General features: G+C 65.0%; 11 protein-coding genes. 6 read left to right on the top strand and 5 right to left on the bottom strand.

All coding sequences use genetic code 11. From position 1 onward, the window contains the following. The 3 genes from FFS27_RS06185 to FFS27_RS06175 form a co-directional block, all read left to right on the top strand. Nucleotides 1–535, top strand: a 535-nt coding sequence (locus FFS27_RS06185) for an NAD(P)H-dependent flavin oxidoreductase (RefSeq protein WP_171019185.1), incomplete at its 5' end; no start/stop codon positions are given. A gap of 121 nt (nucleotides 536–656) precedes the next feature. Continuing rightward, on the top strand, nucleotides 657–1739 hold the full coding sequence (locus FFS27_RS06180; protein ID WP_003085240.1) for a DUF805 domain-containing protein: 1083 nt from the start codon (nucleotides 657–659) through the stop codon (nucleotides 1737–1739). Nucleotides 1740–1799: 60 nt separating this feature from the next. After that, nucleotides 1800–2600 (top strand): SDR family NAD(P)-dependent oxidoreductase, encoded by an 801-nt coding sequence (locus tag FFS27_RS06175; RefSeq protein WP_003085237.1) that lies wholly within the window; start codon nucleotides 1800–1802, stop codon nucleotides 2598–2600. A gap of 39 nt (nucleotides 2601–2639) precedes the next feature. Here FFS27_RS06175 and FFS27_RS06170 read toward each other — a convergent pair whose 3' ends face one another. Further along, complete coding sequence (locus tag FFS27_RS06170; protein WP_137951952.1) at nucleotides 2640–4121, bottom strand: AAA family ATPase; 1482 nt, start codon at nucleotides 4119–4121, stop codon at nucleotides 2640–2642. 78 nt (nucleotides 4122–4199) lie between these two features. Here FFS27_RS06170 and FFS27_RS06165 point away from each other — a divergent pair, with 78 nt between their 5' ends. Next, nucleotides 4200–4538: a histidine triad nucleotide-binding protein gene (locus tag FFS27_RS06165; protein WP_003085225.1), complete on the top strand. Its 339-nt coding sequence runs from the start codon at nucleotides 4200–4202 to the stop codon at nucleotides 4536–4538. Between the two features lie 99 nt (nucleotides 4539–4637). Further along, a complete protein-coding gene (coq7, locus tag FFS27_RS06160) occupies nucleotides 4638–5285 on the top strand; it encodes a 2-polyprenyl-3-methyl-6-methoxy-1,4-benzoquinone monooxygenase (protein WP_003085224.1) in 648 nt (215 codons plus the stop codon). Between the two features lie 54 nt (nucleotides 5286–5339). Here the strand turns inward: coq7 and speD are convergent, their stop codons facing one another. Both speD and FFS27_RS06150 read right to left on the bottom strand, forming a co-directional pair. Beyond that, nucleotides 5340–6134, bottom strand: coding sequence for an adenosylmethionine decarboxylase (speD, locus tag FFS27_RS06155; protein WP_003085223.1), 795 nt, complete (start codon nucleotides 6132–6134; stop codon nucleotides 5340–5342). A gap of 319 nt (nucleotides 6135–6453) precedes the next feature. Then, nucleotides 6454–6876: an OsmC family protein gene (locus FFS27_RS06150; protein ID WP_003085219.1), complete on the bottom strand. Its 423-nt coding sequence runs from the start codon at nucleotides 6874–6876 to the stop codon at nucleotides 6454–6456. Nucleotides 6877–7148: 272 nt separating this feature from the next. Between FFS27_RS06150 and crp the strand changes: the two genes are divergently transcribed. Next, entirely contained in the window at nucleotides 7149–7793 is a 645-nt protein-coding gene (gene crp / locus FFS27_RS06145) for a cAMP-activated global transcriptional regulator CRP (RefSeq protein ID WP_021263052.1), read from the top strand. A gap of 61 nt (nucleotides 7794–7854) precedes the next feature. Here crp and trpC read toward each other — a convergent pair whose 3' ends face one another. After that, the gene (gene trpC, locus FFS27_RS06140; protein WP_021263053.1) at nucleotides 7855–8691 is read right to left on the bottom strand and encodes an indole-3-glycerol phosphate synthase TrpC; all 837 of its coding nucleotides are present in this window, start codon (nucleotides 8689–8691) and stop codon (nucleotides 7855–7857) included. After that, complete coding sequence (trpD, locus tag FFS27_RS06135) at nucleotides 8688–9737, bottom strand: anthranilate phosphoribosyltransferase (RefSeq protein WP_003085203.1); 1050 nt, start codon at nucleotides 9735–9737, stop codon at nucleotides 8688–8690. The genes trpC and trpD overlap by 4 nt, the downstream gene beginning before the upstream one ends.

Here is a 9737-nt window from a genome sequence, read left to right as displayed (position 1 = left end):
GGCGGCCGGCGCGGGCGGCCACGCCGGGACCTGGAGCCCTTTCGCGCTGGTCGCGGAAATCCGCCAGTTCTTCGACAAGACTCTGCTGCTGGCCGGCTGCATCAACCACGGCCACGAGATTCTCGCCGCACAGATGCTCGGCGCCGACCTGGCCTATCTCGGCACCCGCTTCATCGCCACCCGCGAGAGCAATGCCTCCGACGCCTACAAGCAGATGATCCTGGAGGCACGCGCCGCCGACATCGTGCACACCCCGGCGGTGTCCGGCGTACCGGCCAGCTTCATGCGGCAAAGCCTGGAGGCCGCCGGCTACGATCTGAAGCGCCTGACCGACAAGGCAGACATGAACTACGGCGAGAAACTCAAGCCGGTGAACGACGAGGCCAAGGCCTGGAAGACCGTGTGGTCCGCCGGCCAGGGCGCGGGCAACATAGACGACTTGCCCGGCGTCGACGAGTTGGTCGCCCGCCTCGACCGGGAATATCGAGACGCCCTGCGGAACATGGATAGCCTGGCCAACCGCTGGCCGCGCTGAAACCGCCGGGTCACGGCGCCCCGGCTTGTGCGGGAGTTCTCATCTCGCGCTTGTGGGCGCCAAGGCCGCCGATTAGGCTGTCGGCTGCATTTCTCTCACCCCAGCTGACAAGGATGCCTGCATGACCGACCAACGCTTCAAGATCGTCTTCTCCGGCGAGCTGATGCCCGACGCATCGCTCGAAACCGTGAAGGACAATCTCGCCCGCCTGTTCAAGAGCGAACCGGGCAAGATCGACGCCCTCTTCGGCGGACGCCCGGTGGTGCTGAAACGCGAACTTCCAGAGGCCGAGGCGGAGCGTTACCTGACCGCCCTGCGCCAGGCCGGCGCCAATGCCTACAAGGAAGTCGACCTGGCGGCCAGCCTGAGCCTGGTGGAAACGCCCGATCACAACCCCCAGGTCGCGGAGGAAACCCCAGCGCAAGACCTGCCTCCCATGACTTGCCCGAAATGCGGCCATGAACAGCCCAGCGGAGCGGAATGTTCGGCTTGCGGCATCATCATCGAGAAGTACCTGGCGCGCCAGGCGCAGCTCGGCGAAAACGCCGCGCCTGCGGCCTCCGCGGCCGCGGGCGCGGGCGCGTCTCCCTACACACCACCCAGCGCCCAGGTCGGCGAAGCCCTCCCCGAGTTCGGCGAGCTGAACGTGTTCACCACCAACGGCCGGATCGGACGCCTGCGCTATCTCGGCTGGTCGATGGCGATGACGCTGTGCTTCCTCGTCATCATGGGCCTGGGCTTCCTGCTCGGCGAAACCGTCGGCGTGGCCGTCACCGCCCTGGCCTCGATCGCCTTCATCGTCATTGCCGTGATGATCGGCGTGCAGCGCCTGCATGACCTCGGCTGGTCGGGCTGGCTCTGGCTGCTCAACTTCGTCCCCTTCGTCGGCAGCGTGTTCGGCATCCTGATGCTGGTCCTGCCCGGCAGCACCGGCGCCAACCGCTACGGTCCGCCGCCGCCGGCGAACAGCACCGGGGTGAAAGTCCTGGCCAGTCTGATCATCCTGCTGCCGATAGTCGGTATCATCGCCGCCATCGCCCTGCCGTCCTACCAGGGTTACCTGGAGCGCGCGAACTATGACGGCGGCGCCAGCGCTCCAGCCGACCCGTACACCACGGACGAGCAGGCCGCCGCAGCGGCGGCCGAAGCCGATGAAGCCGCCACGGCGGCGGCAGAGGCCATGGAAGACGACGACCAACAGTAGCCACGCAACCCCTCGCGACGGGCGGGGTCCAATTCCCCGTCCGTTTCGGAGAAGTCTCGAATGCCCCGTTATGCCCTGATCACCGGCGCTTCCAGCGGTATCGGCCTGGCCCTAGCCGAAGCCCTGGCCCGGCGCGGTCGCGCCCTGATCCTGGTGGCGCGCCAGCGCGACGCGCTGGAGAGCATCGCCTATGAGCTGGCGCAGCGTTTCGGCGTGGAAGTGCTGTTCCGCACCTGCGATCTTTCCGAGCCGCTGCAACTGTCAGGGTTGTTGCACGAACTGGAACAGGGCGAACGACAGATCGACCTGCTGGTTAACAATGCCGGGATCGGTACCTCCGGCCCCTTCATCGACCAGGAATGGGCGCGGGAACAGGAGCTGATCGAACTCAACATCCTGGCCCTGGCCCGCCTTTGCCACTCCCTCGGCGCCCGCATGGCGGCGCAGGGCGGTGGCCAGATACTCAATATCGCCTCGGTGGCCGCCTTCCAGCCCGGCGCCTGGATGAGCAACTACTACGCCAGCAAGGCCTACGTCCTGCACTTCTCGGAAGGCTTGCGGGAAGAACTGAAAGGGCGCGGCGTCAAGGTCTCGGTGCTGTGCCCTGGGCCAACCCGTACGGCATTCTTCCGGGAAGCCGGGATGCGGCTCGGCAGGCTCGACCGGAGCAAGCTGATGATGACCCCGGAGGAAGTCGCGCTGCTGGCCCTGCGCGGGCTGGACAAGAACCGCGCCCTGATCGTCCCCGGTTGGCGCAATCGCCTGCTGGCGCTGAGCCCACGCCTGGCGCCACGCTGGCTGGTGCGCCGACTCGCCGCGCGGATCAACGCCTCGGCGGTACCCTCCGTCCCACGGGGTTGATCGGCCTCTCCTCGCAGGGCAACGAGGTTAGCCGTCGGCTCAGTCTGCCGCCACCGCCCGCCCCTTGGCCCAGGTCCGCAGCGCGGCGAGCTTTTCCGCCATCAGCACCGACAGCGGCGAGGTTCGCGACAGCTCCCTGAGCAACAGCTCCTGATCCACCGCCTGCTGTCGCGCCTGCCCGGCGTACAGTGCCGCCACCACCGCCTGCTCGATCTCCGCCCCGCTGAAACCCTCGCTGGCAGCCGCCAGCAGAAGGAGGTCGAACTGTGCCGGCTCCAGCTCGCGGCGTTGCAGGTGGATGCGGAAGATCTCGGCGCGAACCTCCGGCGTCGGCAGGTCGACGAAGAACAATTCGTCGAAGCGTCCCTTGCGGATCAGTTCGGGCGGCAGGCGGTCGATAGCGTTCGCGGTGGCGACCATGAAGACCGGCGCCTCGCGCTCGGCCATCCAGGTCAGCAGGGTACCCAGCACGCGCTGACTGACGCCGTTGTCCTGGTCGCCGCCAGAAATGCCCTTCTCCACTTCATCCATCCACAGCACGCAGGGCGCCATCTGTTCGGCCAGGCGCAGCGCCTCGCGCAGGTTGCGCTCGGTTTCGCCGAAGTACTTGTTGTAGAGACAGGCGAAATCCACACGCAGCAACGGCAAGCCCCAGAGGCCGGCCACCGCCTTGGCCGCCAGGCTCTTGCCGGCGCCCTGCACGCCGACCAGCATCATGCCCTTCGGCTGGTCGCCAGGCTTGCCGGCGAGGAACGCCGACTGACGCTCGCCGAGCCAGCGCTTGAGCGCGGCAAGCCCGCCGACCTCGGCGAAGCGCGCGGTGTCGTACTCGAAGCTCAGCACGCCCTCCAAGTCGAGTAGCTGGAACTTGGTGCGGTTCAGCTCGGGCAGGTCCTCCTGGGTGATCGCCCCATCGTTGCAGATCACGTTGCGCGCCAGCAGCCGCGCCTCGGCATGGCTGAGCCCACGCAGGTTCTTCACCACCTGCTGCAGGGTGCGGTTGTCGGTGCGCACGCGGGCACCACGGTTGCGCTCGCTCCAGCGCGTCGCTTCCTCGCGGACGATGCCGAGCAGTTCGTCCTCGCTGGGCAGGGACAGCGAGAACCGCGCGGCAAAGCGCTGCACTTCGGCCGGCAGCTTCAGCGCATGGGACACCAGCACCACGGTCGGTCGATGATTGCCTTCGGCCATGGCGATTTCCTTGAGCAGGCGCACCAGGGTCGGGCTGTCGCCAAGGAAAGGATGCAGGTCGCAGAGCACGTAGAGATTCGCCTGCTGATCGTGCTTGATCAAGCGCAACGCCGCGACCGGGTCGCGGCTCTCCTCCCCGCCCAGCGGCTCGCCGCCGAAGCCCAGGCGCTGCACGCCCTCGGTCACCGACCAGGCATACAGGCCAAGGCCGCGCCTGACCGCCAGGCCGGTGAGGGTTTCCATCACCTTCGGCTCGTCCCAGGACTCGATCAGGATCAGCTTGACCCGGGAATCCAGGACCAGGCCGAGGTCGTGTATGTCGTTCTTCACTGCGGCTCCTTCACGCTTGGGCGGTCGCGACGGGCACCGCTACACTCGGGAAAGCACCCGAGGCCGGAGGAATCGCCCATGGACTGTCTGTTCTGCAAGATCGTGGCGGGGGAAGTTCCCGCGCGCAAGTTCTACGAAGACGAGGAAGTTGTCGCGTTTCACGATATCGGCCCGCAGGCGCCGGTGCACTTCCTGGTCATCCCGAAAAGGCACATTCCCACCCTCGAGCACCTGACCGAGGCAGACCGGCCGCTGGCAGGCCATATCCTCTTCACCGCCCAGCGCCTGGCCCGGGAGCAGGGCTGCGAGGAAGGCTTCCGTGTGGTGATGAACTGCAACGACCTTGGCGGGCAGACCGTGCACCACATCCACATGCACGTGCTGGGTCAACGCCAGATGCACTGGCCGCCGGGCTGAGTCCCTGCTGGCGCTGCGACATCGCAGCCCGTCCGCAACATCCTGCTATCAGCGCACTTCCGGTAAACTGGTGCGATCTTTCGTTTCCGGAGGTGCGCCATGTCCGCCGACCGCCACTATTCGCCCATCGACCGTTTCCTGCTGCAGGCCGACTCCGCCCTGCGCACCCTGCTGCCGTTCAGCGGCCAGCCGGCGCGACCGTCGCCGGCCATCGTGGAACCCGATGGCGAACTGAGCGAGGAAGACACCCGCCATATCGCCGGCCTGATGCGCATCAACCACACCGGCGAGGTCTGCGCCCAGGCGCTGTACCAGGGCCAGTCGCTGACCGCCAAGCTGCCCGAGGTCCGCGAGGCGATGGAGGAAGCCGCCGAGGAGGAGATCGACCACCTGGCCTGGTGCGAGCAACGCATCCGCCAGTTGGGCAGCCGTCCCAGCGTGCTCAATCCGATCTTCTACGGCCTGTCCTTCGGCGTCGGTGCCGCCGCCGGGCTAGTCAGCGACCGGGTCAGCCTGGGCTTCGTCGCCGCCACCGAAGACCAGGTGTGCAAGCATCTGGACGAACACCTGGCGCAGATTCCCCAGGAGGATCGGAAATCCCGTGCCATCCTCGAGCAGATGCGTATCGACGAGGAACAGCATTCGAGCAACGCCCTGGCCGCCGGCGGCCTGCGCTTCCCGGCACCGGTGAAGCTGGGCATGAGCCTGCTGGCGAAGGTGATGACCAAGAGCACCTACCGCATCTGAATCGCACGCATGAAAAAGCCCGCTCGAAGCGGGCTTTTTCTTTCTCGTGTGCGATCAGCGCGGCATGTTGCGCGCGTAGAAGATCTCCAGCATTTCGTGCTTGAGCCGTTCCGTGACCTGCTCGCGCTGTTCCGTCGAGAGCGTCCGGGTAGCGTCGCCGAACAGGTAGTTCTCCAGTTCGAAGTCCTTGAGCAGCATCTTGGTGTGGAACAGGTTCTCCTGGTACACGTTCACGTCGGTCATCTGGTAGGCCTCGCGCGTGTCGTCGGAGAGATAGTTCTGGATCGAGTTGATCTCGTGGTCGATGAAATGCTTGCGCCCCTCGATGTCGCGGGTGAAGCCGCGGACCCGATAGTCGACCGTGACGATGTCCGAGTCGAACTGGTGGATCAGGTAGTTCAGGGCCTTCAGCGGGGAGATCACTCCGCAGGTGGACACATCGATGTCCACGCGGAAGGTCGCGATGCCGTCCACCGGATGGATTTCCGGGTAGGTATGCACGGTGATGTGGCTCTTGTCCAGGTGCGCCAGGATGGTGTCCGGCAGCGGGCCCGGGGACTCTTCGATCTGGCTGTCGGTCGGAGTGACCGGCTGCTCGGAGATCAGGATGGTCACGCTGGCGCCCTGGGGGTCGTAGTCCTGACGCGCGATGTTCAGGATATTGGCGCCGATGATGTCGACAACATCGGTAAGAATCTGCGTCAGACGCTCCGCGTCATACTCTTCGTCGATGTACTGCACGTAGGCCTGGAGGTCTTCGGGCGTCTCGGCGTAGCAGATGTCGTAGATGTTGAAGCTCAAGGTCTTCGTCAGGTTGTTGAACCCGTGGAGCTTGAGTTTGCTTTTCACCGTGGGGAACTCTCTCGGTTGCTTGCGGCTCTGCCGCAGGGTTGGGGCATGCCCGTCAGATGCGAACGACGCACCTGCGTAGGACGGTTAACACCTCTTCGCGATGGCGATTGTGGTTTGTTGAGTTGCACGGGCGCCGGCTGGCGCCATTGGTCACCCGACCGGGATGGCTCGGGAAACGTCTATCAGAGCGGAAGAATCTTCCGAACTGAACGGCCGCCCGACGGAATCGCGCGGCACGAAAAAAGGGGCGCATTATGCAGAGCCAATCAAGCCTCCGCCAGAGTTTGCGCCCCTTTTATGATGACCGGATGTCGTCTCAGCCGAGTTCGACGATCTCGTAGTCGTGGGTGATCTCCACCCCGCCGCGACCGAGCATGATCGATGCCGAGCAGTATTTCTCCGCCGACAGCTCCACCGCGCGCTTGACCTGGGCCTCCTTGAGACCGCGGCCCTTGACCACGAAGTGCACGTGGATCTTCGTGAACACCTTGGGCTCCTCGTCGGCCCTTTCGGCCTCGAGGAAGGCTTCGCAGCTCTCCACCGGCTGGCGCGCCTTCTTCAGGATGCTGACCACATCGAAATTGGTGCAGCCGCCGAGGCCGATCAGGACCATCTCCATAGGGCGCACCCCGAGGTTGCGTCCGCCATGGTCCGGCGGACCGTCCATGACCACCACGTGGCCGCTACCGGACTCGCCAAGGAACATCGCCTCGCCCGCCCACTGGATACGCGCTTTCATCGTTCAGACTCCCGCCGGCAAAGGGCGCCAGCTTAGCACAGGGCCCAAGGACAGTACGGGATCACAGTCCTGATAGCTGCGTCGCAAAATCACATCGACCTTCATGGTCCGTCTGTTAAGCTGGACGCGGTTTACTGGCACACTTCCTGATCTGCCCGGTTGGGGGGAGCTCTCCGCTGAGCTCCCGGGCCCTGGCAGGTCTCTCCATAAGAACTCAAAAAAAACATCGCCTTGTACGTCAGGCATATTCTTTATTCTTTCGGGACTCGGGCATGGTAGCTATTACCCACACACCCAAACTCAAACACCTAGACAAGCTGCTCGCACACTGTCACCGCCGCCGCTACACCGCAAAGAGCACCATCATCTATGCCGGCGATCGCTGCGAAACGCTGTTCTTCATCATCAAGGGTTCGGTCACCATCCTCATCGAGGACGACGACGGCCGCGAAATGATCATCGGCTACCTCAACAGCGGTGATTTCTTCGGCGAGCTGGGATTGTTCGAAAAGGAAGGCAGCGAACAGGAACGCAGCGCCTGGGTTCGTGCCAAGGTGGAATGCGAAGTCGCCGAGATCAGCTATGCGAAGTTCCGCGAACTGTCGCAGCAGGACTCGGAGATCCTCTACACCCTCGGCAACCAGATGGCCGACCGCCTGCGCAAGACCACCCGCAAGGTGGGCGACCTGGCCTTCCTCGACGTCACCGGACGCGTCGCCCGCACCTTGCTGGACCTGTGCCAGCAACCGGACGCCATGACCCACCCGGACGGCATGCAGATCAAGATCACCCGCCAGGAGATCGGCCGGATCGTCGGCTGCTCGCGGGAAATGGTCGGACGCGTGCTGAAGAGCCTGGAGGAGCAGGGCCTGGTGCATGTGAAAGGAAAGACCATGGTGGTCTTCGGCACCCGCTGAACAGCACCCATGAAAAAGGCCGGTCGCAACCGGCCTTTTTCATGGGGTTCGACAGCGCGGATCAGTCAGGATCGGCGCCCAGCACCACGCCGCCGCGCTCCTGGAAGAACAGGCGCTTCAGCTCGAGGCCAGGATCGTCGGCCCGCATGAACGCCTCGCCAACCAGGAAGGCGTAGACCTCGCTGACTTCCATCAGCTCCACGTCGGCCCGGTTGAGAATACCGCTCTCGGTGATCACCAGGCGGTCGCGGGGAATTTCCGGCAACAGGTCGAGGGTGGTTTCCAGGCTCACCTCGAAGGTGTGCAGGTTGCGGTTGTTGATGCCCACCAACGGCGTGTCCAGGGTCTTCAGTGCACGTTCCAGCTCGGTGCCGTCATGCACTTCGACCAGTACGTCGAGACCGACCGACTTGGCAGTCGCCGCCAGTTCGGCCATCAGCACGTCGTCCAGCGCCGAGACGATCAGCAGGATGCAGTCGGCACCGATCGCCCGCGCCTCGACGATCTGGTACGGATCGATCATGAAGTCCTTGCGGATCACCGGCAGCGCACAGGCGGCCCGCGCTTCCTTCAGATAGGCATCGGCGCCCTGGAAGAAGTCCACGTCGGTGAGCACCGACAGGCACGCCGCGCCACCCGCCTCGTAGCTGCGGGCGATCTGCGCCGGGACGAAGTGTTCGCGCAGCACGCCCTTGCTCGGCGATGCCTTCTTGATCTCGGCGATCACTGCCGGCTCCTTGCGCTTGGCCCGCTCCAGCAGGGCATTGGCGAAGCCGCGCGGCGCATCGGCGCTACGCGCCAGCCGCTCGACCTCGGTCAGGTTGACGCGCGCACGGCGCTCGGCGACCTCCTCGGCCTTGCGGGCGAGGATCTTCTGCAGAACCGTCGGCACACTCACTGTGCGTTCTCCTCTCTGTAAACGGCGGTGAAGGCCACCAGTTCGTCCATCTTCTCCCGTGCCAGCCCGGTGTGCAGGGCATCGTGGGCCAGTTGAATGCCCTCGTGCAGGCTGGTCGCCAGATCGGCAGCGTACAGTGCCGGGCCGGCATTCATCACGATCAGCTCGGCGGCCTTCTGCCCAGCCTCGGTCTTGCGCCGCCCCAAAGCGTCGCGGATCAGTTCCAGCGAGGCCTGCGGACTGTCGACCTCCAGCCCCATCAGGGTCTGGCTCTTGATCCCGAAGTCCTCGGGACGCACTTCGTACTCGCGTACCTCGCCGTCCTTCAACTCGGCAATGTGGGTCGCCGCGGCCAGACTGAACTCGTCCAGCCCGTCGCGCGAATGCACCACCAGCACATGCTCGCTGCCGAGACGCTTGAGCACTTCAGCCAGCGGCTTGCACAGTTCCTGGGTGAACACCCCGACCACCTGGTGCCTGACTCCCGCCGGGTTGGTCAGTGGGCCAAGCATGTTGAACAGAGTCCGCAAGCCCAGCTCGCGGCGCGGACCGGCGGCGTACTTCATCGCCTTGTGGTGGACCTGGGCGAACATGAACCCGACGCCGACGGTGTCGATGCAACGCGCCACCTGTTCGGAGGTCAGCTCCAGGTAGATGCCGGCGGCTTCCAGCAAGTCGGCGCTGCCGCTCTTGCCGGAGACCGCGCGGTTACCGTGTTTGGCGACCTTGCCGCCAGCGGCGGCGACCACGAAGGACGCCGCCGAGGATACGTTGAAGATGTTCGCGCCATCGCCGCCGGTGCCGACCACGTCGACCACATGCTTCAGCGTAGGCAACTGCACGCCGTCGGCCAGTTCGCGCATCACCGCCACCGCGCCGACGATCTCGTCGATGGTTTCGCTCTTCATCCGCATGCCCATCAGGAAGGCGCCGATCTGCGCGTCGGTGCACTGCCCGGTCATGATCTGGCGCATGACCGCCTGCATTTCCTCGGTGGTCAGGTCGAGCTGGTTGACGATGCGATTGAGGGCTCCCTTGATATCCAT

The organism is Pseudomonas sp. 2VD (assembly GCF_005503585.1).
Lineage (GTDB): Bacteria > Pseudomonadota > Gammaproteobacteria > Pseudomonadales > Pseudomonadaceae > Pseudomonas > Pseudomonas aeruginosa.
The sequence above is the reverse complement of the archived record's forward strand: the minus strand, read 5'-3'. Positions and strand labels throughout refer to the sequence as shown.

Bases quoted from the DNA above. Each gene is read 5' to 3' on its own strand.
- FFS27_RS06165 (WP_003085225.1), top strand. From the start codon at position 4,200: ATGGACTGTCTGTTCTGCAAGATCGTGGCGGGGGAAGTTCCCGCGCGC.
- FFS27_RS06180 (WP_003085240.1), top strand. From the start codon at position 657: ATGACCGACCAACGCTTCAAGATCGTCTTCTCCGGCGAGCTGATGCCC.
- trpD (WP_003085203.1), bottom strand. From the start codon at position 9,737: ATGGATATCAAGGGAGCCCTCAATCGCATCGTCAACCAGCTCGACCTG.
- FFS27_RS06150 (WP_003085219.1), bottom strand. From the start codon at position 6,876: ATGAAAGCGCGTATCCAGTGGGCGGGCGAGGCGATGTTCCTTGGCGAG.
- coq7 (WP_003085224.1), top strand. From the start codon at position 4,638: ATGTCCGCCGACCGCCACTATTCGCCCATCGACCGTTTCCTGCTGCAG.
- crp (WP_021263052.1), top strand. From the start codon at position 7,149: ATGGTAGCTATTACCCACACACCCAAACTCAAACACCTAGACAAGCTG.
- FFS27_RS06175 (WP_003085237.1), top strand. From the start codon at position 1,800: ATGCCCCGTTATGCCCTGATCACCGGCGCTTCCAGCGGTATCGGCCTG.